Consider the following 25,795-nt stretch of genomic DNA (forward strand, 5'->3'; position numbering starts at 1 on the left):
TACTGGGGTTACACCCGGGAGAGTAGGTCGCCGCCTCATTTATTCCAAAGCCAGCCTTAAACAGCTGGCTTTTTCGCGTTTAAGGTTATTCCTTTTCTAGAGTTTGTTGTTCACTTTTTCAAGTTTCATTTCGTCCCTCTTATTGCTAAGTAAATAAACCCTTAATTAGCATCGGTTTTTAGGCTTCTAAATGATACACTTTTATACATCAAGCTTTTCAATTTAGTTAGATAGTTTAGAGAGATAGTGTGTATATCATTAATTGACATGCTTATCTTCCCTGCAATTCCAACATGATTTTTAAAGGCCTCTGTTGTTTCTTTCTCATAAATCCAGAGCCTTCTTTTCTGGAATCATTTTACTACGTTTTAGTCTGTCTGTTTTTTAGTAATAAGCTGATTTATGTCAGCTTTTTCCCTGTTTTTACTCAGGTGTATCGCTTGCTCAAAGCGCTACTTTCGTGACATAATTGGATTGTCAATCATAAGGGCTTCAGTATTCTATAAGTCTATATAACTGCTCTACTAAAGACCATCGATGACTTTTTGATTTACTAACTCTTTAAAATAAGAGTAATGATTCCAAATGTCTCTTCTACAAGCAAAATGAAATGCTTTCACTGCGGTGAAGATTGTAATGACATGGTGATTGTTTCGCAGGAAAGAAACTTTTGTTGCCAGGGATGTAAGTTGGTTTATGAAGTTCTGTCTGAGAATGATCTTTGTTCTTATTATGATATTGAAAGTCATCCTGGACAAAGCCAGAAGAGCAAGAAATTTCAATCTAATCGGTTTGATTACCTAGATGATCAGGATACTGCGAATCGTCTCCTTGATTTCAGTAATCAAACTGAAAGTCATATCACTTTTAACATCCCAGCTATCCATTGCTCATCATGCATTTGGCTACTGGAAAATCTAAGTCAAATTAATTCAGGTGTTTTTTATAGTCGAGTTGATTTTATTAAAAAGAAAGTTCAGATTAAAATTCTTCATAATAAGATTTCTATCAAAGAGCTAGTAAATCTACTCTCTACCATAGGCTATGAACCTAAAATTAACCTTTCTAATCTTGATGAAAAACCTGAATCAGGAATCGATAAGCGTCTAATTCAGCGTCTTGCTGTTGCCGGTTTTTGCTTTGGAAATATGATGCTTTTTAGCATACCTGAATATTTTACTGAAGCAGAATTGATTGACTCTTCTTTTCGAGGGCTCTTCAGCTATCTAAATGTAATTCTGGCCATTCCAGTCGTAGCTTACTCTGCAAGTGACTACTACCGCTCTGCATGGAATTCGATTAAGCAAAAACAGATCAATATGGATGTCCCAATAGTACTTGGGATTATTTCGCTTTTTGTTTATTCCCTTTGGGAAATATTCGCTTTTCACCAATCAGGCTATATGGATAGCCTTGGTGGGCTATTGTTTTTTTTACTATTAGGCAAGATCTACCAGCAAAAAACCTTTTCTACACTGGAGTTTGATAGGGATTACAAGTCTTATTTTCCTATAGCAGTTACCAGAATAGTAAAGGATCAAGAAAACGTTGTTCCATTGTCAAGCCTGAAAGTAGGAGATGTGATTTTGGTTAGGGATGAAGAGTTAATTCCAGCGGATGCACTTTTATTAAGTACTAAAGCAAGTATAGATTTCAGCTTTGTGACAGGTGAAGAAGTGCCTGTTCCCAAGCTAAAAGGTGAATTGGTTTATGCAGGTGGGCGTCAAAAAGGAGATGCTATTTTATTAACCGTACAAAAGTTGCCTTCTCAAGGATATCTCACTGATTTGTGGAATAATGAGTCTTTTGAAAAAGGTAACAAGAAACTACTGGAGCCTTTGTCTAATAAAATCAGCTCAGTCTTTACATGGTCTATTCTGTTGATCGCAACTCTGGCTTTTGCGTATTGGTCGTTTCTCGACTTTTCTACAGCCATCAAAGTTTTTGCTTCAGTGCTAATAGTGGCTTGTCCATGTGCTTTGGCTATGTCCACACCTTTCACTTTAGGAAATACGCTAAGAATTTTTGGGAAAAGTAAATTTTATCTAAAAAATGCGGCTGTGGTTGAGCGACTAGCTTTGATCGATACTGTAGTTTTTGATAAAACAGGGACACTTACTGATCCTTCCGACGCCAACATAAATTATCAGGGAGAGCTTCTGTCTGAAGACAGTAGAAGTATATTGAAATCAATGGTGGAGCGTTCCTCTCATCCACTCAGTAATAGAATCAATAGTTGGTTAGGTAATCAAGCTGGATTATCACTTGAGGAGGTAACAGAAGTTAAGGGGGCTGGAATTGAAGCTATTTTCAAGAATCAATATTTTAGACTGGGCTCAGCTGAGTTTACTGGCTTCACAAATAAAATCGATAGTCAAAAAGGTAATGTAGTCTACTTAACTGTTGAAGGACAGGAACTAGGTTATTTCCAAATTGAATCTGGGCTAAGAGAAAAGGCAGAAGAAGTCGTCAATCAACTTAAGGATGATTATGATCTTCATGTATTATCAGGGGATTATCCTCATGAGCAAACTTACTTGGAGGAAAAGCTTGGTCGAGAGATTAACTTTAATTTTAAGCAAAGTCCAACTGATAAGCTTTATTACCTACGGGCACTAAATCGTTCTCACTGCACACTTATGCTAGGAGATGGGTTAAATGATGCAGGAGCGTTGCAGGAGAGTGAGGTAGGTGTTGCATTGTCAGATCGTGTTTCTCACTTCTCTCCAGCCAGTGATGCAATCATGGACTCAGCCGTTTTTGGGAAAATCCCAGGCTTTTTGAGTTTTGCAAAATCCAGTAGACTCATTATAAAGGCAAGCTTTGTTTTAAGTCTATTGTACAACTTAGTTGGATTAGGGCTTGCTGTCCAGGGACTGTTAAGTCCTGTGATTTGTGCGATTTTGATGCCCTTAAGTAGTATTTCTGTGGTCGTTTTTACAACCTTGACCACCAATTTTGTGGCCTGGAAGAAAGGGCTGTTACCTTCAAAATTTATTTAATATGGAGGTTATTTTTCTATTAATCGCAATCAGTCTGATACTGGCAAGTACATTTCTCTTCCTCTTTTTTAGAGCGATGAAGGATGGCCAATTTGATGATAATTATACTCCTTCGATAAGGATTCTCTTCGAAAACAATTCGAAAAAACCAAAAAAAGATCAACCATCAAAACCTAAATCCTATGAATGACACTACGCTGGAGAGGTTCCAATATGACAACAAAATTGTCAAGTACTTTGGAGCTGCAACAATTATCTGGGGCGTAATAGGGATGCTCGTCGGAGTTCTTGCGGCGGTACAGCTCTTCTTACCTGAAGCCAATCTGGGTAATCCCTATACGACTTTTGGGCGAATTAGGCCACTGCATACCAATGCTGTAATCTTCGCTTTTGTGGGAAATGCAATCTTTGCTGGGGTATACTATTCCATGCCGCGCTTGCTGAAAGCTCCGATGTGGAATAAGTCACTGAGCTGGTTTCACTTCTATGGTTGGCAATTAATTATTCTTGCAGCGGTTCTGACATTGCCTTTAGGGCTCACGACTTCTAAGGAATATGCCGAATTAGAGTGGCCAATTGATATTGCCATTGCTGTGGTGTGGGTAGCTTTTGGGGTCAATATGATCGGAACTATTCTGACCCGCAGGGAACGTCATATGTATGTCGCTATTTGGTTTTACTTAGCTTCATTTATCACAGTAGCTGTTCTTCATATTGTCAATTCACTAGCATTGCCGGTTTCTTTTTTGAAAAGCTACTCCGCTTATGCTGGTGTTCAGGATGCATTGGTGCAGTGGTGGTATGGTCACAATGCAGTGGCATTTTTCCTTACTACTCCTTTCCTTGGATTGATGTATTACTTCCTTCCAAAAGCTGCTAATAGACCCGTTTATTCTTATAAACTCTCTATCATACACTTTTGGTCCTTGATCTTCCTATACATGTGGGCTGGTCCGCACCACTTGCTTTACACTTCACTCCCTGAATGGGCGCAAGTATTAGGAACTGTTTTCTCGGTGATGTTATTAGCACCATCCTGGGGAGGTATGGTAAATGGATTATTGACATTGCGGGGAGCTTGGGATAAAGTAACGAATGATCCTGTTTTGAAATTCATGGTAGTCGCCATCACTGCTTATGGTATGGCAACATTTGAAGGCCCAATGCTTTCCTTTAAAAATGTAAGTGCAATTGCACACTACACAGATTGGATTATCGCCCATGTTCATATAGGCGGCCTAGGATGGAACGGTTTCTTGACATTTGGGATGCTTTATTGGATGTGGCCTAGACTATTTAAGACCACACTGTTTTCCACCAAACTTGCGAATATTCACTTTTGGCTAGGCGTAATGGGGATCATTTTCTATGCGTTACCAATGTATGTAGCTGCTTTGACTCAGTTTCTCATGCTGCGAGAATTTGATGAGATGGGTAAATTGGCTTATGGCAATTTCTTGCAGACTGTAGTGGAGTTAGTGCCAATGTATATGCTTCGGGCATTCGGAGGATTGATGTACCTGAGCGGAGCAATTTTGCTGATGTACAATATGTTTAAAACTGCCCAGCAAGGAGTATTTCAAGAAACAGAAGAAGATTCTGCGCCTGCTTTGGCAAAAAGCTATAATCCTAAAGGGGAATTCTGGCATCGAGCATGGGAAAGAAAACCTGTTTTCTTTGCGATACTAGCGACAGTTGCCATCCTAATTGGTGGGGTCGTGGAAATAGTGCCAACCATTTTGGTGAAATCTAATGTTCCGACTATCAGTTCGGTGAAGCCTTACACAGCTCTTGAGCTTGAAGGAAGAGATATTTATATTAAAAATGGTTGTGTAGGCTGTCACTCTCAGATGATCAGGCCATTTAGATTTGAGACAGAGCGCTATGGGGAATATTCTAAAGCCGGTGAATTTGTATATGACAGACCATTCCTTTGGGGGTCTAAGAGAACTGGTCCAGACTTGCATAGAGTAGGAAAGAAATATCCAGACAGCTGGCATTATTTCCATATGGAAGACCCTCGAAGTATGTCTCCAGGCTCATTGATGCCACCATATCCATGGTTAAAAACTAACGAACTGGATTATTCAGATTTGCCTGCAAAAATAAGAACTATGCAAAAGCTTGGCGTTCCGTATCCTGAAGGGTATGATCAGCAAGCAGTAGCAGATTTGGAGGCTCAGGCAGCAGGAATTGCTACCGGCTTGAAAGATGCAGGCATTGCCGTCATGCCAAACACCGAAATAGTTGCACTGATTGCTTATTTGCAGCGATTGGGTACAGATATCAAAGTTTCATCATCTAACTAACCGGAGGAATCATGTACAAAGAAGTATTAAGATCAATCGAAAATGTAGAGGTGTTCCCAGTGGTTTCACTCGTGATATTTGTCCTCTTTTTTATTGGAATCACGATTTGGACAATTCGCGTTCCGAAGGAGGTAATCGACCATATGAGTTCTTTGCCTATGGATGATAATGAATTAAACGACAAACAGCCATGAAAAAATACTTAACCTTTTTTGCCCTGTTGGGAAGTTTGATGTCTAGCCCAGTATTGGCGCAGAATGAAGCTGTGTCAGGAGGGTTTGGAGCAATGGATTCTAATCAGATGGCACTATTGATTATCATAGGCGCCGTAATAGGAGTTATTATTTTACTCCTGATTCTGATGATATACTTGATGTCATTTATCTCAGCTGTTTTCCGTAAGGAAAATCCAGAATTGGTAAATGAACCAAGTTGGTGGGATTCATTTAAGCAGCGATTTGTTACCGGTGATATTGAAGAAGAGCAAGAAAAAGACAAGCTAATGACAGATCATTCTTATGATGGAATTCAGGAGCTTGACAACTTTATGCCTCCTTGGCTTCAATATGTGTTTTTGGGCACAATCATTATTGCTATCTCGTATTTCAGTTATTACACAGTACTTGGTTTCGGTAAAACTGGAGTGGAAGAATATGAAGAGGAGGTCCGTATAGCAGCCATAGAAGCAGAAGCACGCGGCGTAAGTTTGCTAGCTTCAATTGATGAAACCAATGTCGTAGTAGATGACTCTGGTGCAGCATTAAGTGCAGGGAATGCAATATTCACAGCAAATTGTGCTGCATGCCATGCTGCAGACGGAGGAGGTGGAGTAGGTCCAAACCTAACTGATCAGTACTGGCTACACGGCGGAGACATCAAAGATCTCTTCAAAGTGATCAAATATGGCATGATTGAAAAAGGAATGGTGCCTTGGGAAGATCAGTTGAGCCCTAAAGAAATACAAGATGTAGCAAGTTATATACTCACCCTTCAGGGTACGAGCCCTGCGACTCCAAAAGATCCTCAGGGAGAATTGTACTCAGGAGATGATGAAAGCGCTGCTACAGAAAAGTCCGAGGCTGAAGGTGATGAATCAACGGTTGCTTCAGATACTACTGCTATTGCAGAATAAGTTCATAGTACCGGGGATCATCAGATTCCCGGTAGAAATCAGCCTACAATCATGGCAAAAAAGAATCCCCATTTAAATCCTGACACATTCAGAGATTCGCTGGCTACTGTCCAAGATGATGGGAAGCGGAATTGGGTTTATCCTAAGAAAGTCAAAGGGTATTTTTATAAATACCGAACCTACTTATCCTGGGTATTACTGGCTATTTTATTCTCAGGACCATTTATTAAAGTAGATGGAAGACCTTGGCTTTTATTCAATATTTTCGAACGTAAATTCATCATTTTTGGAGCAGTATTCTGGCCTCAGGACACCTATTTGCTTATTTTTCTATTGCTGATTTTCTTCGTCTTTGTCATACTCTTCACTGTAGCTTTTGGTAGAGTGTGGTGCGGATGGGCCTGCCCTCAGACGTTATTTATGGAAATGGTCTTTCGCAAGATTGAGTACTTCATCGAAGGAGACGCTAATCAGCAAAGAACTCTTAATGCTCAGCCTTGGAATCAAGAAAAGATCGTCAAGAAAACTATCAAGATTAGCGTTTTTGCTATAATCTCTTTATTGATTGGCCATTTGGTAATGGCTTACTTGATCGGTATAGATGAGGTGATCAACATTGTGTCCTCACCGCCTTCAGCCCATATGTCTGGATTTATAGGGCTTTTGGCTTTCTCAGGGATTTTCATGTTTGTATTTACATGGTTTCGTGAGCAAGCTTGCTTGGTGGTATGTCCCTATGGACGCCTTCAAGGTGTGATGCTGGACAATAATTCCATTAACGTGATGTATGATTACGTTCGAGGGGAGCCAAGAGCGCCAATTCGAAAGAATCCTACCGAGAATGGGGATAAAGGAGACTGTGTAGATTGTAATCTTTGTGTTCAGGTTTGTCCTACGGGGATAGATATCCGCAATGGCATACAGATGGAATGCGTGAATTGTACTGCCTGCATTGACGCCTGTGATGAGGTCATGGTGAAAGTAGAGCGACCAACAGGCTTGATCCGATATGCGTCAGAAAACAGTATAAAACAAGGTTTTCAGAAGCTGCTTACAAATAGAGTTAAATCTTATATTGTTGTTCTTGTGCTTTTAATAATAGCTTTTGTCAGCTTACTGGTGACACGTAATGATATTGGCGCCACGGTTACGCGTTTCCCTGGAATGACTTATCAAATGCGGGAAGACGGAATGGTGACTAACCTCTATCAGATTACCTTGATCAATAAAACATACGATCAGCAGGAAGTGTCACTTGAATCCTTGAAGGAAGGGATAGATGTAGAGGTGGTAGGAGAGCAGCGCTTGATATTGGAACCTCAGTCTAAATATGAGGGTAGATTTTTTCTGGTAAGACACCTGGATGAGGTCAAAGTAAATCAAGAAAAAGTCGAACTTTCTGTTCTTCATTTGGGTGAGGAGATTGATCGTATCAAAACGAATTTCACAGCACCGATCGAGTAAGGTTACATTAAAATCAGAGGAATTATGGATTGGGGAAAAGGGATAATACTTACAATTATAGGCTTTGTCGCACTGATTATGACCATGGTGGTGATATCCGTACGCATGGACGGTATAGAATTAGTAACAGAAAATTACTACGAGGAGGAGATAAAATATCAAGACAGGATCGATGAATCTAAATCTGCAGACGATTTAGACCGAGAAGTGATTTCGTTTGATGCTCAATCCAAAGTCATAGAACTTGATCTTCCGAATGGTACAAAAGGCTCATTGCAACTTTTCCGCCCTTCTGATTCTTCCTTAGATCAGGAAATTCAATTGGATGTAACTCATTCAGGAATAACTCAGATTCCTTTGAAAGAACTTAAATCTGGGTATTGGAAAGTCCAGCTTAATTGGACTGAAAATGGAGTAGATCGTTATCAGGAGAAAAAAATCACTATTTAAATGCTTTGGACTGCCTTTCTTCTTGGTTTTCTAGGCTCATTTCACTGTGTTGGAATGTGCGGGCCAATTGCGCTGGCAGTGGGTGGAAAAAAGAATGTTTCATTTTTCCATCACAAAATACTTTATAATCTTGGGCGAAGCGTCACCTATGCATTGTTAGGTTTAGCAATAGGAAGCATAGGTTTTTCTCTTTCTTTGGTCGGTGTTCAGCAGTGGTTTTCTATAGCCATGGGATTGCTTATTCTGATTTTGGCACTTAGCTATAAAAAGGCAGATCAGTTCATGACCATTCCTGCACTATCAGGTATAGTGATTTGGGTGAAAAGGCAGTTGAATCGATTCCTCAAAGCAGGAGGGTCGTTCGCTTTTTTTGGTACCGGCTTGGCAAATGGCCTCCTTCCCTGTGGAATGGTCTATATGGCTTTGGTAGCAGCTTTAGGGTTGCAGAGCCCAGTGTTAGGAGCTACTTATATGTTCTTTTTCGGAATAGGAACCATCCCACTTTTACTGGTTTTAATGTATTCGGGATCTTTAGTCTCAGTTCAAATGAGACAAAAATTTCAGAAAGCAATTCCATACTTAGGAGTACTAATAGGACTTCTTTTTATTTTTCGTGGCTTAGGTTTAGGGATGATGTTTAGTCCAGATCTTCAGGTCTTTGATTATGGATCAAAGCAAATTGAGATTACAATGTGTCCTTAAATCGTCTTGCTGAATAAGACTTTTTTTGCCTTGTTTTCTGCCAATCGGAGGTCAAATTGTGAGCAAATGTTCCTAATGAACCTTCTTCCTTTTTCGGTCACTTTTATCGTATTAGAATCTATCGAGATAAGCCCATCACTTTCCATGTCTTTAAGATTCTGCAATTGAGTGTTCTTTAATTCTTCCCAAATTTCAGTGGGTACTTCTGCTTGTTTTTTGCAAATTAAATTTAAAAGAATAGCCCTCATATGGATGTCCAGATCTGTTAGCTGGTGTCCTTTTCGAATAGTCCAGTTGCCATTTAGCACATTGGATTGGTATTCTTCTACTCGTTTTTCATTTTGGGCATAAGCATAATAAACATCGCTTATACTACTTGCTCCCAATCCAATCAGAAGTTTGGATTGCAAGGTTGTGTAGCCCATGAAGTTTCTATGGAGCGATCCATCCTGTTTGGCTAAAGTCAGCGGGTCCGATGGAAGGGCAAAGTGATCCATACCTACCTCTTCATACCCCATTTTTACTAGACGTTTTTTTCCAAATTCATACAGCTTACTTTTTTCGCTCGCTGAAGGAAGGAATTCCTCAAAACTCTTTTGTGCTGAAAACGCACTTGGTAAGTGGGCATAACTATAGAATGCAATTCGATCTGGCCTCAACTCTTCAACCTTGCTGAAAGTATACTTTAAGGTTTCCAACGTTTGATGAGGCAAGCCATAGATTAAATCAAAATTAATAGATGAATAGCCCAAAATTCTCGCCGAATCAGTTGCCTTTTTTACCTTCTCAAATGGCTGTATTCTATGAATTGCTGCCTGTACTTTAGTATCAAAATCCTGAATACCGTAGCTGACACGATCGAAGCCTAAATCAGCGAGGGTTTTGAGGTGAGCAAAGCTGGTATTATTTGGATGGCCCTCGAAGCTAAATTCTGAATGTGGGAGGACATCAGCTCCTGAAAGTATTGAAGAGAGCAGGATTTCCAGATCGGATGGATCAAAAAAAGTTGGCGTTCCTCCACCTAAGTGAATTCCCGCAATCTTAGGCTTACCTGTAAAAAGGGAAGTGTATTTTTTCCATTCCGCTAAAAGTGCCTGAATGTAAGGTGCTGTTACTCCGTAGTTTTTAGTAATTCTCTTGTTGCAACCACAATAGGTGCACAAGCTTTCACAAAATGGTAAATGTATGTAAATCGATATACCTTCCTTATCTCCGAAGTCTTGAAATGCCTTTTGTACTAGATCTTCCCAATCCCGTTCATTCAAGTTGTTTTCCCACAAAGGCACAGTAGGATAGGAAGTATATCGCGGCGCTTGGCTATTGTATTTCTTAACTAACTCAGCATGGATTTGCATAGGAAATTATTTTCTGCAAATCTAGTCTGAGCTGTTATACCGATAGATGATTTCTGGAAGTGATAAAAGTGACAAAAATCAGGATAAATCTGTTTTCTATCAGCCTTTATAACACGCTTAATCCAGCAGGAAGTTGTTCAAGAAACTGCTTTTCAGAGCTAACCAAACAAAGAATAACATCAATCCCCAGAAAAGATAGATTCGATAGTAATCAGCAGTTTCCTTGTAGCGATTTTCAATTACCTCCGTCTTTTCCAGCGTATCAATTCTATCGAATATGGAAGCTAAGGTTCCGCCGTCTGCTGCTCGATAAAATTCACCATTTCCTACTTTGGCTATTTCACGAAGCGTTGATTCATCCAGATAACTCTCTACCATCTGTGGTCTGCCAAAGAAGTCTGTTCCGTATGGGACCAAGCCATCTTTACCCATGGCAATTGTGTAAATCTTAATATCTAATGCAGAAGCCAGATTCGCTGCAAAAAGTGGATCAACATTTCCAGCATTACTTTCTCCATCACTTAAAAGTATCATCACTTTGGATGCTGATTCAGATTCTTTCATCCTATTTGTACCAGCTGCCAAAGCCGAACCTATTGCAGTACCCTTGGCTTCCATCATGCTGAAGGATATTTCTTTAACAAGGTCGGTTAGCAATTCATAGTCATTGGTTAGCGGTGCCAATGAATAGGCTTCCCCGGCAAATACTACCATTCCGATTCTGTCTCCGACACGTCCATTGATAAAGTCAATTGCGGTTGCTTTGGCGGCTTCTAGACGGTTTGGAGTAAAGTCCTGGAGATCCATGGACTCTGAAATATCCATTACAAGCATGATGTCTATACCCTCGGTATATTGCTCGACACGCTCATTGCTCCGCTGTGGTCGGGCTAAAGCGACGACTAGCATGATCAGGAAAAGATAGAAGAAACCAGCTGGAATTAAGCGTAAATAAGTCCAAGGATTGTTATTCGCGATGCGTTTTGGAAGCGAAAGTTCCAGCACCGGATTTTTCAGAAATTTCACGAAGGTTCTGAGTAGTATGAAAACCGGAATAATCCAGATTAAATTCAGCAAAATCGGATTTTCCCATTCGTAACTTTTGAAGGTCTCAGGCTGAAACCATGACCAGCTAAAGAATTCAGACAACTGCTCTCTCATGCTTGATTTTGGTTTGTTTTTCCTGGTATTTCTCTCTTGCCACTTCTAATAAATAGTTTGTCGCTTCCTCACTCTTAGAAGACTCTCCTGCATAAATGATCAAATCAATAGTACGAAGCGCCTTGAAGATCTTAAGATTATTCAATCGCTCACCGATCTCACTTGATGTCCATTCCTTTATAGGAAGCTTGGTGATACTCTCCATATAGCCTTTCCAAAGTCCAATGACTTCGTCTGCTGATTCAATAGAAGGGTTTTGCGTAAGTAGGGCAGTCTGGGTTTTCCATCGTTTTTCAAATTGAGACCATCGCCTTTTTTCTCTTCTTTCATTCCAGTATTCCTGAACTTTGTCTGCGAAGAAAAAGTAGAGCAGGCCTAACAAAAGAAGAATTCCACCGAGGATTATACCTATGATAATCCAGTTGAAGGACTTTTCAAGCGGTTGGTAAATGTTATTCTGCTGGAAAACCAGCTGCTCAGGAATACTATCTAACGTGAGCTTAAGTTTCAATTCTGCCTCTAAAGGATAGTGCACTACGCTATCATACCTTGCCAGTTCATAGACGGGCAAAGTTAGATAAGAGCTAGGATCCAACGAGAAATTTGACACGTAATAGATTGTGCTATCCTGGGTAATGCTATCCTGAGTATTGGAAATGAATGTCTTCTTCTCGAGTAAAACCAGCGGAGAAAAGTCGAAGGTAGAATCAGGAAATATTATCTGTGCTGATTCTGGATAAGTTGCTTTCAATACATATCCTACCCGCTCACCAAGCTTAGCGGAATCTTGCATGAAATATGCATCCACTTTTATCTGCTGAGCATTGCTCAGAAATGGTAATAGAATAAATAAAAAGATTTTGAGCGTTTTAACCACGTTTCATGCTTTTGTTTCGGTACTTAAATAGCTCTAAAAGCGGCCCAACTATATCCTGGGTGGTATCTATAGTCAGGTAGTTTATTTGATTTTTTTTGCAAATATCCTTCAAGTTTTCCCGTTCAGAAGTAAAGGTATCTGCTATTTTTTTAGAAAAGCTTCCAAATGCCGTATTCACCCAAGTAGTTTTCCCCTTTTCTTTATCAAAGACTGGAATAATTCCTAAAGAAGGCAATGCTGACTCTCTTGGGTCTGTAAGTTGAATAGCGACCACATCATGTCGTTCAGCTAGTGCTCGAAATGGCCGCTCGTAGCCATCATCAATGAAATCGGAAATGATTACGATCACTGCCCTTTTCTTGATGAGGTTCAATGCAAACATAAACATGGAGTTCAGATCCGTTTTAAGGGAATTGTTTTCATGGTCAAAAATTCCTCGAATCATTTTCACACCCTGCTTGCTACCCTTTGATGGTAAAATTAATTTTTCCTTTTGGTCCGAGTAACTGATCAAACCTACTTGACTGCCCTCAAAAACAGCTGCTAAAGTCAATACACCAGCAATTATCTTTCCTTGATCAATTTTCTTATTACCTGGCTGACCAATATCCTGGCTTCCGCTTATGTCTAAAAGAAAAAAAACAGATTGTTCTTTGTCTTCGCGAAACGTTTTCACAAATGTTCCGTGTCCCTTAGCAGATACTTTCCACTCTATCGTACGAATGTCATCACCGTACTGGTAAGGACGCAGATCGTCAAACTCCAATCCTGAGCCTTTGAATAGCGACTGGTACTCTCCTTGCAGGTGATTATTGGCCACCTTTCGGATCATGATTTCGTATTTTCTGAGCTTGCTGAATAATTCGTTCATGAGTGGTGATTTGAACGGCCTAAGTTATGCTTCTAAGCTGAATTATAAAATTTGAGTTACATGAAGGGTGGGGAGATTTTCCGTTAAAAAAACCTAATTTTGGACTGTGAAAAGATTCCTAATACTAAGCTTTTACATCTTATGTCTTTCAAGTTGTGGATCTGGTAATAAGCCAACTGATTTGCTATCTGAAGATAAGATGGTAGAGGTGCTGATTGATATACATCTTACTGAGGGTATTACGAGTGCTATGCCTGTTGCTTATGACTCTTCTAAGGTGCTATATAATCTGCTTGAAAAAGATGTTTTCCTCAAGCATGAGGTAAGTGATTCAGTTTTTACACAAAGCATGCTCTATTATCTCCAAGATCCTGCTGAAATGGAGCAAATATATTCCCGAGTAGTCGATTCTTTAGTAGTCAGAGAATCTTCTGGAGGAGTTCTAGACCAATTCTAATGCTATACCCACGTAATCTCGAACAAAAAATAAATTTCATAAAGATCAAGGAGCTGTTGAAAACGGAGTGTACTTCTCCACTTGGTCAGCAGTACGTAGATCGCCTGACGTTCTCTTCTGATTACAATCTAGTCACTAGGCTGCTTGATCAGACGGAAGAATTCCGTCAGATTTTGATTTCAGGAGACCTATTCCCTTCATCCAATTTCACAAACCTAAATCCATATTTAGAGAAAGCTAAATTGGAAAATGCTTTTCTTGATTTGGAGGATTTTCATGAAATAAAACTATCTCTGGAGACGCTTAGAGGCTGTATTACTTTCTTTCAGAAAAGAGAGGAGGAGTATCCTGTTTTAAGTCAATTGCTGGGACTCTTGATAGATTTGGATATGAGCTTGCTTAAAGCGATTGAGCTAATCATAGATGAAAAAGGCAAGATGCGCATTAATGCAAGCAGGGAATTGCAACTCATTCGAACTCAGATTTTATACGAGGAAGGTCGCTTGAGAAAGGTAATGGATCGGGTTTTCAAAGAAGCTAAAGCTAAAGGACTTACTACAGAAGATTCTGCAATTACTGTTCGCTCCGGCAGGTTAGTGATTCCTATTGCGGCTGAGAATAAGCGTAAGCTCCGAGGATTCATTCATGATGAATCTGCAACAGGACAAACTGTATTTATGGAGCCAGAAGAGGCTTTGGATATTAATAACGAGATCAGGGATCTGGAATACATGGAGCGTAGGGAGATAATAAAGATTCTCACGCAATTGACTGATAAAGTCAGACCTGCTATTCCTGCTCTAAGAAAGGCTACTAATTTCTTGGGTTTGATGGACTTTATTCGTGCTAAAGCCAGGTTTGCCCAGAAGACAGATAGCTGTAGACCAGAAATCACTAAGGAAAGACAATTGACTTGGACTAAAGCCAGGCATCCACTTTTGGAAATGGCGCTTAAGTCCCAAGGAAAAAGCATTGTTCCACTTGATGTAAAACTGAGTGGCCATGAACGTCTTCTGGTGATTTCTGGCCCTAATGCAGGTGGAAAGTCAGTTACTTTGAAAACTGTCGCCCTCATTCAATACATGCTTCAGTGTGGGATTTTGATTCCCGTTCATCCAGATTCCAAGAGTTCGCTATTTGACAATTTCTTTATTGATATTGGGGATGAACAAAACCTGGAAAATGACCTGAGTACTTATAGCTCGCACTTGATGAGCATGAAGCATTTCTCGCTTTTTGCAAATAAGAAAACCATACTTTTTATCGATGAATTTGGTACTGGTACAGAGCCACAGTTTGGTGGTGCGATTGCCGAATCCATTCTTTTGGCGCTTAATAAACTCGGTGCCTATGGAGTTATTACTACGCATTATGGAAACCTGAAGCAGATCGCCAATAAAAACCAAGGCATGGTAAATGGGGCAATGCGATACGATGTGGACAAACTGGAGCCACTTTATCAGCTTGAGATTGGTAAGCCAGGTTCTTCATTCGCTTTGGAGATTGCCTCCAAAATTGGTATCCCTAAGGAAATTTTGAAGTATGCTAAAGAGCAAATAGGGGAGGACCGTGTTCGCTATGATAGATTGCTCACCCAGGTGGAAAATGAGAAAAACCAGTACGCCACACTGCTGGCAGATGTAAAAGCTAAAGAGCGACTGCTGAAAACCAGACTTCAGGAATACAATGATCTGAAGGAGACCATGGAATCGACTAAAAAGGGCTACTTACAGGATGCTAAGCAAGAAGCGAAACAATTGCTAGATCAGGCAAATAAGAAAATAGAAGCTACTATTAGAGAAATTAAGGAAGGTAAAGCTGAAAAGGAGGCTACTAAGCAGGTTCGTAAGGAATTTGAGGAGTTCAAGGAGAAAGTCAAACCGGAGAAGGAAGTTGTGAAAAGCCCTGAAATCAAAGTGTTGGGAGGGAGAATCACAGAGGGAGATTGGGTGAGAGTAAAAGATAATGGGGCAATAGCGGAAGTTCTTCAGGTTAAAGGAAATGAGATTGAAGTATCGATTGGGGAACTGAAATCGAAAGTGAAACTTTCAAGACTTGAAAAAATTTCCCAAGGCGAAGCCAAAAAAGAGAAAAAATCCTCAGTGTCCCGAAGTGGGTATAATACCACGGAGAAGATGATGGATTATTCTCCTAATCTTGATATTAGAGGGAAAAGGGGAGAAGAGATACTTCCTTTAATCCAGCTATTTATTGATGAAGGTCATATGCTTGGATTAAAGGATTTAAGGATAGTTCATGGAAAAGGAAATGGAATACTTCGTGATTTGACACGTAATTTCCTAAGAGAGATGGGCCAAGTCAGGCATATGGAGGATGAGCACGCAGACCGTGGAGGTGCGGGGGTGACATTGGTTACCTTAAATTAGAAAAAAGGGAAGCACAGACTTCCCTTTTTCATATGGGGTTATATAAGTATTACTGCTTTATCAAGTTAAAAGTATAACTACCAGCTACTGCATGTATTCCATTGATTCTAGCTCCGGGAGCCGGAATTGTAAAAGTAAGTTTTAGATTTTCGCCAGCTTGAGTAAATGAAATTTCTCTATCCGCAGCGGGTTTTGTGCCGGAAAGAATGAATTTGTCGAAGTTAGTTCCGGCAAACGACCATGTACCAGCGGAGTCAAAAAGATCATTATTATTTTTCGAAGTGTATAATTTGGAAGAGGTTGAACTCATTACCAGCTCAAACTCTGCATAATTGTCAGTGATCACCGCTCCATCCCGCTCCACTGAGCCTCCTCCGTCAATTCCCCAAGCCTGCATTCCGTCTCCTGTCAATTCTTCAATGGCAAGTTCTTCAGGTGTTTTTACTGGCCTGGGTTCTGGATCTTCACCTCCACAACTTTGGATTGCGATCATTCCTACTACCAGAATGAATAATTTATAAAGGATTGATTTCATATTTGAAGAACTTGCACCTATTAAATTAAAGATAAGTATTGTGTTTTAGTCAAATATTTACTTAAAATCCTCCAAAGCAATTATTTGCTCGCAAAATTCATATTCTCTTGGCTCGTTGGAGCAAATCACTAAAATCCTACCTTGAGCATAATGAGCCATCATTTCCTGATACCATTCGATTCCTTTTTTATCCAAGTTAGAAGTAGGCTCGTCAAGAAGAATAAAAGGCACATCAGAAAAAAGAGCCAATCCCAGTTTTAACCTTTGCTTCATGCCTGAGGAAAATTGCCCAACAAGTTTTGAACTATGCTGAGTCAGGTAAAGAATATCGATAATTTCCTTATTGGAAATGCCTGCCAGCGGATTTTTGAACTTGAAATGAAAGTTGAGCAATTCCTCTAAACTAAATTCCTCTGGAACTTCCATATAAGGCGCCGATATACTCAGATGCGAGAACCAATCACTTTCTGGAATCGATTTTTCTCCCAATTTGTATTCTATTTTTCCGGAAGTAATTGGAATAGCACCACTCAAACATTTTAATAACGTGGATTTTCCAGATCCATTACTTCCAGTAATAGCAAGTGAGTTTCCTTGAGAAAGCTCAAGGCTTAGATTCTTAAAAATCCATTCGTATTGGAAGCGTTTTGAGGCTTCTTCTAAGTGGATTTTCATGGGTCGATAATTTGCTGTTTGACGGTTACATGAAATTTCGCAATCCTAATATTCTTCCAAGTATGTGATGAATACGTAATGCTCGATTTCAGCATAGTTAGTTAATGTAACCTTTCATTACACCACGTTCAGACGAGCGGATGAAATTGAGAATTTCATCTCTTTCTTTTGTAGCAGGGAGATTAACTTCGATTTCCTCCAATGCACGGCTATTATTCATGCTGTTGAGAAAAAGGTAGCGATATACTTCCTGAATATGGGAAATAGACTCACTCGAGAAGCCCCTTCTTCTAAGGCCAAGTGAATTCACACCTGCGTAAGAAAGTGGTTCACGAGCAGCTTTGGTAAAGGGTGGTACATCTTTTCTTACCAAAGAACCACCTGAAACCATTGCATGCATTCCTATTTTCACAAACTGATGAACAGCACTGGATCCACCAACAATTGCCCAATCATCGATGGAGACGTGACCCGCGATTTGTACCGAATTAGCAATAATTACATGGCTTCCGATCACACAGTCATGTGCTACATGTACATAAGCCATTAGTAGACAATGGCTACCGATGACAGTAGTCTGTTTCTCTACAGTGCCCCGACTGATCGTGACACACTCTCTAATCGTAGTGTTATCACCTATCAAAACAGTGGAATCTTCACCTTGGAATTTTAGATCCTGAGGAATTCCAGCAATCACAGCCCCTGGGAAAATCTTGCAATTCTTACCGATGGTGGCACCGGAAAAGATAGTGACGTTAGGCCCAATCCAAGTGTTATCGCCAATAGTTACATTCTCACCTATCATAGAGAAAGGGTCGATATGTACATTTTTGCCTATTGTTGCTTTTGGATCTATATGGGCTAAAGGGCTGATCATGATTCTTTTCGGGTTATGCTTGCTGTCATTACGGCCTCACATACTAACGTATTTCCGACATAAGCTTCACCACGCATTTTTGCAATACCTCTTCTTATCGGGGCCAAAAGTTCACATTTAAAAATTAGAGTATCACCAGGAAGAACCATTTTTCTGAATTTACAGTTTTCGATTCCCAGAAAATAAGTCCAGTAATTTTCCGGATCATCCACTGTACTCAATACTAATATTCCTCCTGTCTGAGCCATAGCTTCTACTTGTAATACTCCTGGCATTACCGGATTACCTGGAAAATGACCCATAAAGAATGGTTCGTTCATAGTAACATTTTTCACTCCAGCTACCACATTGCTATCCATATAGATAATCTTATCCAAAAGCTGCATAGGATATCTATGAGGCAAAATGTTGCTGATCTGGTTGATATCCATCACCGGAGGTAGGCGTGGATCGTAGTAGGGAATATGAGAAGTGGAGGACTTCTCCATAGCTCGCTTTATTTTTTTTGCAAAAGCAACATTAGCAGCATGACCTGGTCTGGCTGCCATTATTTGTGCTTTCAAAGGTCGGCCTACCAATGCCAAATCACCAACTACATCCAATAATTTGTGTCTAGCTGGCTCATTTTTATAACGTAAGTCCACATTATTTAAAATACCTTCTTTCTTAACCTCGACTTTTGGTTTGTTGAACATCTTTGCTAGATGCACTAATTCTCTTTCTTCAACAATTCTATCCACTACCACGATGGCATTATTCAAATCCCCACCTTTGATCAAATTTGAGTTATAAAGCATCTCTAGTTCATGCAAAAAGCAGAAAGTGCGGCAAGAGGCTATCTCTGATCTGAATTGACCTATGTCCGTAATCGAAGCATGCTGGCTACCCAAAACTGGAGAGTTATAATCCACCATGACGGTTACCCGATAGTTATCAGTAGGCAATGCTACCATTTCTACTTCACGGGCAGAATCTTTGTACTGGATGCTTTCCTGAACTTCATAGAATCTGCGTAATGCATTTTGCTCTTCAAGTCCTGCATCTTCCAAAACTTCTATGAACTGGATCGAAGATCCATCCATGATAGGCGGTTCCGGTCCATCCAACTGGATAAGAACATTATCGATTTCTAAACCAACCAGCGCCGCCAAAACATGTTCAACTGTATAAACGCGTGCTCCATTTTGCTCCAAGGTGGTACCTCTGGAAACATCTACTACCAAATCGCAATCTGCATCCACAGTTGGACTGCCTTCCAGGTCAATGCGCTGAAACTTATATCCGTGATTGGGGGGTGCAGGGAGAAATGTCATATTAGAAATGACTCCGGTATGGAGACCCACTCCGGATAATTCCACCTGTTTTTTAATGGTGTGTTGTTTTACTTTCATCTGATTTTTGAACCGTTCAGCAAGCTAAAGGCAGCAAATTTACTGCTTTTTTTCTAGTTCTCTTATGCGGTCTTCTATTGTGTCTAGCTTTTTGAAGATGGAATAGGACTTTAAGAAATTCTTCCCATCCATCGCCATGTATCCGAATAAGGTGCTCCCAGGTTTTGTAATTGATTTACTTATTCCGGTGTTAGCACCTATTGTAGTATTATCCGCTATGGTAATGTGTCCTACAATGCCCGCTTTACCTGCGATTATGCAATTTTTTCCTATTATGGTAGAGCCAGATATTCCTGTTTGGGAAGCGACTACGGTGTTTTCACCTATGATTACATTATGTGCGATCTGAACCAAGTTGTCAATCTTCGCGCCTTTTTTAATTGTAGTGGAGCCCATTGTAGCACAGTCAATTGTACTGTTGGCGCCAATGCTAACATTGTCCTCTATGATTACATTGCCGATTTGTGGAATCGGCCTATAAGTGCCGTCTTGTTGTGGTGCAAATCCAAAACCGTCAGAACCTATTACTGCCCCAGGATGGATTTCACAGTTGCTGCCAATTACTGTATCAGCACAAATTTTTACACCGGCGTGGATGATGGTGTTGTCACCTATCTGCACTCTATCTCCTATGTGTGCATGGCTATAAATTTTGACTGAATCTCCGATCTTACAGTTTTTTCCGATGTAAGAGAAAGCAGCTCGGTATGATTGTCCACCAATGTGAGAACTAGCATCAATATAAGAAGGTTCTTCGATGCCCACCACACTACTTTTCATCATCATTGCGTATGCTTCCAAAAGCTGGGTAAACCCATTGTAAGCATCTTCAACCCTGATTAAATTGGTTTTCAGAGCTTTAGTAGCTACAAAACTTTTGGATACAATTACGGCTGTTGCTTCTGTGTCATAGATGAATTGAGTGTATTTTTCGTTTGCTAAAAAACTTATACCTCCCGGTTTCCCTTCTTGGATCTTATCCAATCTAGAAACTTTTTGGTTTTCATCACCTTCTACTGTGCCCTGTAGGATTGCAGCAACTTGTCCGAGGGTAAATTCCATAAACAATATAAACGGTGTTAATAATTTAAATTTAGGCTTTTGGCCTTACATACATAATGCTTCTCCACGATTTTACTCATGACTTTGATATTTGGGAGGTCAGCGGCCTGAGCTACATCAATAACCTTTCCTTTTTTTGTAAGAATGTTAATTCTATCCTTGGCCAAATATCCATAGTTACTCACAGCTCCGTGACAAAAGAAATAGTCCAAGTCATCGCTTGGAATCTGAAGTTTTATAATCGTTTTCTCCTTCAATTGTTTGATTTCATCAGGGGAAAAAGCCTCATTGGTAAGGCTGATCTTGAAGAGGTTTCGAGTCAAAAACATCTGCGAAATATTTCTGAGCACATAATCGGGATGTTTTTTCCATAGCTTGATTGCTCCCCAAATGTCCAAATCATCCATTTCGAGGAACAAGCGCAAAAGATCTGGATTAGTTCGGAAATCAGATAAGGTTGGGTCATTTTCCAAGAAGTAATCAAATTCATCAGTCACGGTGAAACGATATCCTGATTGTCGTAGAAATTTTGCCCTTTGGATTAGTTTGATTAGCATTTTCTCTGCGCTGACTGTAGTTTTATGCAGGTAAACTTGCCAGTACATCAGTCTGCGCGCACTTAGGAAATTTTCAATAGAATAAATTCCTTTTTCCTCGATTACTACCTGATCATTTTTCACATCCATCATTTTGATGATACGGTCCGCTCCGATGGTGCCTTCGGATACTCCTGTGAAAAAACAATCACGTTGTAAATAGTCCAAACGGTCAATATCTAACTGGCTGGAAACTAGTTGATGGAAGAATTTACGCTGATATTGATTCTTAAATATTCTTAAAGAAAGGTCCAGTTTGCCACCAAACTCCTCATTAAGGAGTTCAATAATCAAAAGAGAAATCTCTTCATGGGGTACGCCCTTTAGTAAGCTGTATTCTAAAGCATGTGAAAAAGGTCCATGCCCTACGTCATGCAAAAGAATGGCGATTAAAGCGGCCTCATACTCCTCATCTGTGATTTCAGTGCCTTTTATTCGTAGATTGTCTAGTGTAATGCTCATCAAGTGCATTGCCCCAATCGCGTGATGAAATCGTGTGTGGAGAGCGCCGGGATAGACAAAGTCAGTCAGACCCAGCTGTTTTATTCTCCGCAATCGTTGGAAGTAAGGGTGGTCAATAATCGTAAAAATCAACTCGCTTGGGATCGTGATAAATCCGTAAACCGGGTCGTTTAGTATCTTCTGGCTTTTCAAGGAGGCCTTCTTTGTTTGCCTCAAAAGTAATTATAATTTTAAAAGAAACGGAACCTGTAATGACTCAAAAATTCAACATACTCTGGGCGGACGATGAAATCGACTTGCTCAAACCACATATTCTTTTTCTAGAACAAAAAGGCTATGCCATTACCACTGTCAACTCCGGTGTGGATGCCATAGAGGAAGTGGAGCAGAAAAATTTTGATGTGATATTTCTGGATGAAATGATGCCAGGGATGACTGGACTAGAAACTCTCCAGCAAATCAAACAAATCAAGCCTCAGGTGCCTGTGGTGATGATCACCAAAAGTGAAGAAGAGCATATCATGGATGACGCAATCGGAGGGAAGATTGCCGATTACCTCATTAAGCCGATCAATCCCAGCCAGATTTTGCTTTCGGTAAAAAAACTTCTTCAGAATAAACAGTTAATAGACGAGCGGACTACTCAGAGTTACCAGCAGGATTTTATGAATATCAGTATGGCTTTTGGCGACGCTGAAGATCATCAGGACTGGGCAGATATCTATCGAAAGTTGACATATTGGGAAATGCAGATTGACGACACCGAGAACAAAAACATGCTTCCAGTTCTCGAATCACAGAAAATTGAGGCTAACTCTAATTTCTCCAAATTCATCAAAGACAATTACATCGATTGGATGAATGAGAAAAATCAAGAAAAACCATTGCTTTCTCATCAAGTGATGAAAAAGAAGGTTTTTCCACACGTCAAGGAGAGTAAACCTCTTTTCTTTATTGTGATAGATAATTTCAGATTAGACCAGTGGGAAGATATAGAATCTATAATTTCTCCTTATTTCAACATAAAAGACAAGGATACCTATTATAGTATTCTGCCAACCACCACTGCCTTCGCTCGGAATGCGCTCTTCAGCGGAATGATGCCGATGGATATGGCTAGATTTCATCCAGAATTCTGGGAAGATGAGGATTCTGATGAGGGGAAAAACAATTTTGAGGAAGAATGGCTGAAGATCAACTTGGAGAAAAGCAGAATGCCGATTAAGTCAAGTTACAATAAAATAATACAGACGCATCAGGGTAAGGCGGTATTGGAGCAATTCCATACTTTTCTTCAAAACGATTTAAACGTGCTGGTTTATAACTTTGTCGACATGGTCTCTCATGCAAGAACAGACATGAAAATGATCCGGGAATTAGCCCCAGACGAATCTGCTTACAGATCTTTGACTACCAGTTGGTTTGAGCATTCATCCTTATTTGAATTGCTGAAAAAAATCCATGATGCCGGGGCTGAGGTTATTATTACAACAGATCATGGGACCAAACGAGTAAACAAACCTTACAGAATAATCGGAGATAAAAATGTAACTACAAACTTGCGCTACAAGCAAGGGAAAAATCTGAATTTTGAAGCAGGGAAGGTTTTTGAAATAAAAAAACCAGAAGATGCTAAGCTTCCCAGGCTGAACGTGTCTTCAACCTATGTCTTTGCTGTGGAGGATTATTTCTTTGCATACCCGAACAATTACAATTATTATGTGAACTTTTATAAGGATACATTCCAACATGGAGGCGTATCTTTGGAGGAAATGATCATTCCGATCGTGCATCTATCACCAAAATAATTGAGCATTTGACACAGTTTACGTACCAACTCAGTGAGATTGAAAAAGCTGCGGAAGTAGTTATCGAAACTGCAGGGGGAGAAAAAGTGTGGGTTTTTCAGGGAGAGATGGGGGCAGGAAAGACTACGCTAATCAAAGCCCTATCCAGGGCTTTTTCGGTTAGGGATCAAGTTAGCAGCCCTACTTTCGGGATTGTCAATCACTATGAAAATCAGGATGGAGAAGTTTTTTATCATTTTGACTTTTATAGAATGGATAATCCCACCGAAGCCTTGGATATCGGAATAGAAGAGTATTTTTATAGTGGGAATTATTGCTGGTTAGAATGGGCTGAAAAAATTTTTCCATTTTTGCCTGAGAAATTCTTTCTGATTAGAATTCAAGCTGATTCCGAAACACAAAGAACCCTGAACCTTCAACATATCAAAGATGCCATCTGAAATAGACCAACTTGCTGCAGTGGGGCTGATCCCGAAAGAATCACCATCTAAAGTGAGAAAGAGTGATTATTCTTTGGTAGTAGGAATACCTAAAGAGACCTCGACTCAGGAAAAAAGAATAGTGATTACTCCTGAATCTGTAGGATTGCTTTCCAATAACGGGATAAGCATTGTGGTAGAGTCAAATGCAGGTTTGCATTCAAAGTTTACCGATCAGGACTTCTCAGATGCTGGGGCAAAAGTATGTTATAGTAAAAAGGAAGTTTTTGAGTCGGATATTGTTCTTAAAATCGATCCTCCGACTCAAGAGGAGTTAGAATACATGACCCCGGGAAGCTGTTTGATTTCCGCTCTTCAACTAGAAAGACAGGATCAGGACTTCATCCAAACGCTCAATAGAAAGAAAATAACTGCGGTGGCTTTTGAATATTTGGAAGATAAGGTAGGAGGTATGCCTGTAGTGAGAGCGATGTCAGAGATTGCTGGGAGCACAGTCATGCTGATCGCAGCAGAATATCTTTCAAGCGAAAATAATGGCAAGGGTTTAATTATGGGGGGCGTTACCGGAGTTCCTCCAACTCAAGTTGTAATTATAGGCGCTGGAACTGTGGCAGAATATGCAGCCAGAACAGCTCTGGGACTGGGCGCAAATATTAAAGTATTTGACAATCATATCTATAAACTCAGAAGGCTGAAGCAGCTGCTTGGCCAGCAAATCTATACTTCTACGATTGATAATTTTAGCTTGACCCAGGCTCTTTCCGAAGCGGATGTTGTGATTGGAGCATTAAGGGCTGAGAAGGGTAGAAATAAAATTGTCGTTACTGAAGAAATGGTGGCCAATATGATGCACGGAAGTATTGTTATCGATGTGGCTATTGATCAGGGGGGATGTATCGAGACAGGAAGATTGACTACCCATGACGATCCTGTTTTTCGCGTTCACGATATCATTCATTATTGTGTTCCAAACATTGCATCCCGTGTAGCAAGAACAGCTTCATATTCTCTCAGCAACATTTTTACTCCTATTATTCTACAGATAGCGGATCTGGGAGGTGCTGAAGAAATGATATTTAATTACAAGTGGTTTTTGAGGGGAGTGTATACTTATAGAGGTAGTTTGACAAATGCCTATTTGGGTAGAAAGTTTGGCATCAGCCATAAAGAATTGCAGCTTTTACTAGCTGCTAGGTATTAATTTATGAAAGCAGATTTTGCCTTAAAAGGAACTCCAACTGATCGTTGGATTTTATCAATTCCTGGGTAAGTTTAATGTTTTCTTTACGAAGAGTATAGATCTCGAAAGCATTTTTGATCACAGTCCTCAAATAATCTTCCTCCCAAGGTTTAGTCAGATAATGATAAACCTGCCCTTTGTTGATTGAATCAATAACAGCCTGAATGTCTGTGTAACCAGTTAACAATATGCGAATTGGCTCCGGATGAATTGGTATAATAGAAGCCAAGAATTCGACTCCTGTTTCTTCAGGCATCCGCTGATCTGTAATAATTATATCTATTTCTTCTTTTGAAAGAATCTCACGCCCCTCTTCAGCTGATATAGCTAGAAATATCTTATAATCTCTTCTGAAAGTGGCCTTAAAAGCCTGAAGATTATTCTCTTCGTCATCCAAATAGAGAATCCGTATTTTTTCTGTAGATTTATCTTCCATTGTACAAAAATCTAAAAAAATTGCATAAGTCTGCACGATTATGAATTCATTTTCTAAAATGACATGAATTTTTTAATGCAATGTTAAGGTTGCTTTATTTTTAGAA

The 25,795-nt window shown here is 39.9% G+C and carries 24 protein-coding genes; 13 read left to right on the forward strand and 11 right to left on the reverse strand.

Annotation, left to right across the window (positions count from 1 at the left end; translation table 11 throughout):
* The first annotated feature begins 575 nt into the window (after positions 1-575).
* The 8 genes from AACZ73_RS12715 to AACZ73_RS12750 are packed head-to-tail and all read left to right on the forward strand — an operon-like array spanning position 576 to position 9,059.
* Complete coding sequence (locus AACZ73_RS12715) at positions 576-3,002, forward strand: heavy metal translocating P-type ATPase metal-binding domain-containing protein (RefSeq protein ID WP_339878334.1); 2,427 nt, start codon at positions 576-578, stop codon at positions 3,000-3,002.
* Between the two features lies 1 nt (position 3,003).
* On the forward strand, positions 3,004-3,192 hold the full coding sequence (gene ccoS, locus AACZ73_RS12720) for a cbb3-type cytochrome oxidase assembly protein CcoS (RefSeq protein ID WP_339878336.1): 189 nt from the start codon (positions 3,004-3,006) through the stop codon (positions 3,190-3,192).
* Positions 3,185-5,311, forward strand: a complete 2,127-nt coding sequence (gene ccoN / locus AACZ73_RS12725; RefSeq protein ID WP_339878338.1) for a cytochrome-c oxidase, cbb3-type subunit I — start codon at positions 3,185-3,187, stop codon at positions 5,309-5,311. The genes ccoS and ccoN overlap by 8 nt, the downstream gene beginning before the upstream one ends.
* Positions 5,312-5,322: 11 nt before the next feature.
* Positions 5,323-5,505 carry a cbb3-type cytochrome c oxidase subunit 3 gene (locus tag AACZ73_RS12730; protein WP_339878340.1) on the forward strand — a complete coding sequence of 61 codons (183 nt, stop codon included), beginning with the start codon at positions 5,323-5,325 and terminating at the stop codon, positions 5,503-5,505.
* Positions 5,502-6,443 (forward strand): cbb3-type cytochrome c oxidase N-terminal domain-containing protein, encoded by a 942-nt coding sequence (locus AACZ73_RS12735; protein ID WP_339878342.1) that lies wholly within the window; start codon positions 5,502-5,504, stop codon positions 6,441-6,443. The genes AACZ73_RS12730 and AACZ73_RS12735 overlap by 4 nt, the downstream gene beginning before the upstream one ends.
* Before the next feature lie 51 nt (positions 6,444-6,494).
* Positions 6,495-7,907: a cytochrome c oxidase accessory protein CcoG gene (ccoG, locus tag AACZ73_RS12740; RefSeq protein ID WP_339878344.1), complete on the forward strand. Its 1,413-nt coding sequence runs from the start codon at positions 6,495-6,497 to the stop codon at positions 7,905-7,907.
* Positions 7,908-7,931: 24 nt separating this feature from the next.
* Entirely contained in the window at positions 7,932-8,357 is a 426-nt protein-coding gene (locus tag AACZ73_RS12745) for a FixH family protein (protein WP_339878345.1), read from the forward strand.
* Positions 8,358-9,059: a sulfite exporter TauE/SafE family protein gene (locus AACZ73_RS12750; RefSeq protein ID WP_339878346.1), complete on the forward strand. Its 702-nt coding sequence runs from the start codon at positions 8,358-8,360 to the stop codon at positions 9,057-9,059. It begins immediately after the preceding gene.
* On the opposite strand, the gene hemN is transcribed toward AACZ73_RS12750, so the two are convergent.
* The 4 genes from hemN to AACZ73_RS12770 all read right to left on the reverse strand — a co-directional run bounded on the left by hemN (position 9,056) and on the right by AACZ73_RS12770 (position 13,323).
* Positions 9,056-10,414, reverse strand: coding sequence for an oxygen-independent coproporphyrinogen III oxidase (gene hemN, locus AACZ73_RS12755; protein WP_339878348.1), 1,359 nt, complete (start codon positions 10,412-10,414; stop codon positions 9,056-9,058). The two genes, AACZ73_RS12750 and hemN, sit on opposite strands and share 4 nt — an antisense overlap.
* 117 nt (positions 10,415-10,531) lie before the next feature.
* Complete coding sequence (locus AACZ73_RS12760) at positions 10,532-11,575, reverse strand: VWA domain-containing protein (protein WP_339878350.1); 1,044 nt, start codon at positions 11,573-11,575, stop codon at positions 10,532-10,534.
* A complete protein-coding gene (locus AACZ73_RS12765; protein ID WP_339878352.1) occupies positions 11,556-12,452 on the reverse strand; it encodes a hypothetical protein in 897 nt (298 codons plus the stop codon). The genes AACZ73_RS12760 and AACZ73_RS12765 overlap by 20 nt, the downstream gene beginning before the upstream one ends.
* A complete protein-coding gene (locus tag AACZ73_RS12770; protein ID WP_339878354.1) occupies positions 12,445-13,323 on the reverse strand; it encodes a DUF58 domain-containing protein in 879 nt (292 codons plus the stop codon). The genes AACZ73_RS12765 and AACZ73_RS12770 overlap by 8 nt, the downstream gene beginning before the upstream one ends.
* A 106-nt stretch (positions 13,324-13,429) precedes the next feature.
* On the opposite strand from AACZ73_RS12770, the gene AACZ73_RS12775 reads away from it, so the two are divergent.
* Complete coding sequence (locus AACZ73_RS12775) at positions 13,430-13,780, forward strand: DUF4296 domain-containing protein (RefSeq protein WP_339878356.1); 351 nt, start codon at positions 13,430-13,432, stop codon at positions 13,778-13,780.
* Positions 13,780-16,167, forward strand: coding sequence for a Smr/MutS family protein (locus tag AACZ73_RS12780; protein WP_339878358.1), 2,388 nt, complete (start codon positions 13,780-13,782; stop codon positions 16,165-16,167). Before AACZ73_RS12775 ends, AACZ73_RS12780 begins: the two co-directional genes overlap by 1 nt.
* Before the next feature lie 49 nt (positions 16,168-16,216).
* On the opposite strand, the gene AACZ73_RS12785 is transcribed toward AACZ73_RS12780, so the two are convergent.
* The 6 genes from AACZ73_RS12785 to AACZ73_RS12810 all read right to left on the reverse strand — a co-directional run bounded on the left by AACZ73_RS12785 (position 16,217) and on the right by AACZ73_RS12810 (position 21,957).
* Positions 16,217-16,702: a hypothetical protein gene (locus AACZ73_RS12785; protein ID WP_339878360.1), complete on the reverse strand. Its 486-nt coding sequence runs from the start codon at positions 16,700-16,702 to the stop codon at positions 16,217-16,219.
* 57 nt (positions 16,703-16,759) lie between these two features.
* On the reverse strand, positions 16,760-17,377 hold the full coding sequence (locus AACZ73_RS12790; protein ID WP_339878362.1) for an ATP-binding cassette domain-containing protein: 618 nt from the start codon (positions 17,375-17,377) through the stop codon (positions 16,760-16,762).
* Between the two features lie 97 nt (positions 17,378-17,474).
* A complete protein-coding gene (gene lpxA / locus AACZ73_RS12795; RefSeq protein WP_339878364.1) occupies positions 17,475-18,254 on the reverse strand; it encodes an acyl-ACP--UDP-N-acetylglucosamine O-acyltransferase in 780 nt (259 codons plus the stop codon).
* A complete protein-coding gene (locus AACZ73_RS12800) occupies positions 18,251-19,645 on the reverse strand; it encodes a bifunctional UDP-3-O-[3-hydroxymyristoyl] N-acetylglucosamine deacetylase/3-hydroxyacyl-ACP dehydratase (protein ID WP_339878366.1) in 1,395 nt (464 codons plus the stop codon). The genes lpxA and AACZ73_RS12800 overlap by 4 nt, the downstream gene beginning before the upstream one ends.
* Positions 19,646-19,684: 39 nt before the next feature.
* Positions 19,685-20,707 carry a UDP-3-O-(3-hydroxymyristoyl)glucosamine N-acyltransferase gene (gene lpxD / locus AACZ73_RS12805; protein WP_339878367.1) on the reverse strand — a complete coding sequence of 341 codons (1,023 nt, stop codon included), beginning with the start codon at positions 20,705-20,707 and terminating at the stop codon, positions 19,685-19,687.
* 17 nt (positions 20,708-20,724) lie between these two features.
* On the reverse strand, positions 20,725-21,957 hold the full coding sequence (locus tag AACZ73_RS12810) for an HD domain-containing protein (RefSeq protein WP_339878369.1): 1,233 nt from the start codon (positions 21,955-21,957) through the stop codon (positions 20,725-20,727).
* A gap of 59 nt (positions 21,958-22,016) precedes the next feature.
* On the opposite strand from AACZ73_RS12810, the gene AACZ73_RS12815 reads away from it, so the two are divergent.
* From AACZ73_RS12815 to AACZ73_RS12825, 3 genes are read left to right on the forward strand one after another with little or no spacing between them, the layout of a single operon-like run.
* On the forward strand, positions 22,017-23,573 hold the full coding sequence (locus AACZ73_RS12815) for a bifunctional response regulator/alkaline phosphatase family protein (RefSeq protein ID WP_339878371.1): 1,557 nt from the start codon (positions 22,017-22,019) through the stop codon (positions 23,571-23,573).
* Between the two features lie 8 nt (positions 23,574-23,581).
* Entirely contained in the window at positions 23,582-24,013 is a 432-nt protein-coding gene (tsaE, locus tag AACZ73_RS12820) for a tRNA (adenosine(37)-N6)-threonylcarbamoyltransferase complex ATPase subunit type 1 TsaE (RefSeq protein ID WP_339878373.1), read from the forward strand.
* Complete coding sequence (locus AACZ73_RS12825; RefSeq protein WP_339878375.1) at positions 24,003-25,214, forward strand: alanine dehydrogenase; 1,212 nt, start codon at positions 24,003-24,005, stop codon at positions 25,212-25,214. The genes tsaE and AACZ73_RS12825 overlap by 11 nt, the downstream gene beginning before the upstream one ends.
* 1 nt (position 25,215) lies before the next feature.
* On the opposite strand, the gene AACZ73_RS12830 is transcribed toward AACZ73_RS12825, so the two are convergent.
* Entirely contained in the window at positions 25,216-25,689 is a 474-nt protein-coding gene (locus AACZ73_RS12830; RefSeq protein ID WP_339878377.1) for a response regulator, read from the reverse strand.
* Positions 25,690-25,795: the final 106 nt, after the last annotated feature.

The organism is uncultured Algoriphagus sp., assembly GCF_963974835.1.
In the GTDB taxonomy this organism is placed as follows: Bacteria; Bacteroidota; Bacteroidia; order Cytophagales; family Cyclobacteriaceae; genus Algoriphagus.

Excerpts from the sequence above, each read along its gene's own strand:
- AACZ73_RS12715 (WP_339878334.1), top strand. The coding sequence starts at position 576 with ATGATTCCAAATGTCTCTTCTACAAGCAAAATGAAATGCTTTCACTGC.
- ccoS (WP_339878336.1), top strand. The coding sequence starts at position 3,004 with ATGGAGGTTATTTTTCTATTAATCGCAATCAGTCTGATACTGGCAAGT.
- ccoN (WP_339878338.1), top strand. The coding sequence starts at position 3,185 with ATGAATGACACTACGCTGGAGAGGTTCCAATATGACAACAAAATTGTC.
- AACZ73_RS12730 (WP_339878340.1), top strand. The coding sequence starts at position 5,323 with ATGTACAAAGAAGTATTAAGATCAATCGAAAATGTAGAGGTGTTCCCA.
- AACZ73_RS12735 (WP_339878342.1), top strand. The coding sequence starts at position 5,502 with ATGAAAAAATACTTAACCTTTTTTGCCCTGTTGGGAAGTTTGATGTCT.
- ccoG (WP_339878344.1), top strand. The coding sequence starts at position 6,495 with ATGGCAAAAAAGAATCCCCATTTAAATCCTGACACATTCAGAGATTCG.
- AACZ73_RS12745 (WP_339878345.1), top strand. The coding sequence starts at position 7,932 with ATGGATTGGGGAAAAGGGATAATACTTACAATTATAGGCTTTGTCGCA.
- AACZ73_RS12750 (WP_339878346.1), top strand. The coding sequence starts at position 8,358 with ATGCTTTGGACTGCCTTTCTTCTTGGTTTTCTAGGCTCATTTCACTGT.
- hemN (WP_339878348.1), bottom strand. The coding sequence starts at position 10,414 with ATGCAAATCCATGCTGAGTTAGTTAAGAAATACAATAGCCAAGCGCCG.
- AACZ73_RS12760 (WP_339878350.1), bottom strand. The coding sequence starts at position 11,575 with ATGAGAGAGCAGTTGTCTGAATTCTTTAGCTGGTCATGGTTTCAGCCT.
- AACZ73_RS12770 (WP_339878354.1), bottom strand. The coding sequence starts at position 13,323 with ATGAACGAATTATTCAGCAAGCTCAGAAAATACGAAATCATGATCCGA.
- AACZ73_RS12780 (WP_339878358.1), top strand. The coding sequence starts at position 13,780 with ATGCTATACCCACGTAATCTCGAACAAAAAATAAATTTCATAAAGATC.
- AACZ73_RS12785 (WP_339878360.1), bottom strand. The coding sequence starts at position 16,702 with ATGAAATCAATCCTTTATAAATTATTCATTCTGGTAGTAGGAATGATC.
- AACZ73_RS12790 (WP_339878362.1), bottom strand. The coding sequence starts at position 17,377 with ATGAAAATCCACTTAGAAGAAGCCTCAAAACGCTTCCAATACGAATGG.
- lpxA (WP_339878364.1), bottom strand. The coding sequence starts at position 18,254 with ATGATCAGCCCTTTAGCCCATATAGATCCAAAAGCAACAATAGGCAAA.
- AACZ73_RS12800 (WP_339878366.1), bottom strand. The coding sequence starts at position 19,645 with ATGAAAGTAAAACAACACACCATTAAAAAACAGGTGGAATTATCCGGA.
- lpxD (WP_339878367.1), bottom strand. The coding sequence starts at position 20,707 with ATGGAATTTACCCTCGGACAAGTTGCTGCAATCCTACAGGGCACAGTA.
- AACZ73_RS12815 (WP_339878371.1), top strand. The coding sequence starts at position 22,017 with ATGACTCAAAAATTCAACATACTCTGGGCGGACGATGAAATCGACTTG.
- AACZ73_RS12825 (WP_339878375.1), top strand. The coding sequence starts at position 24,003 with ATGCCATCTGAAATAGACCAACTTGCTGCAGTGGGGCTGATCCCGAAA.
- AACZ73_RS12830 (WP_339878377.1), bottom strand. The coding sequence starts at position 25,689 with ATGGAAGATAAATCTACAGAAAAAATACGGATTCTCTATTTGGATGAC.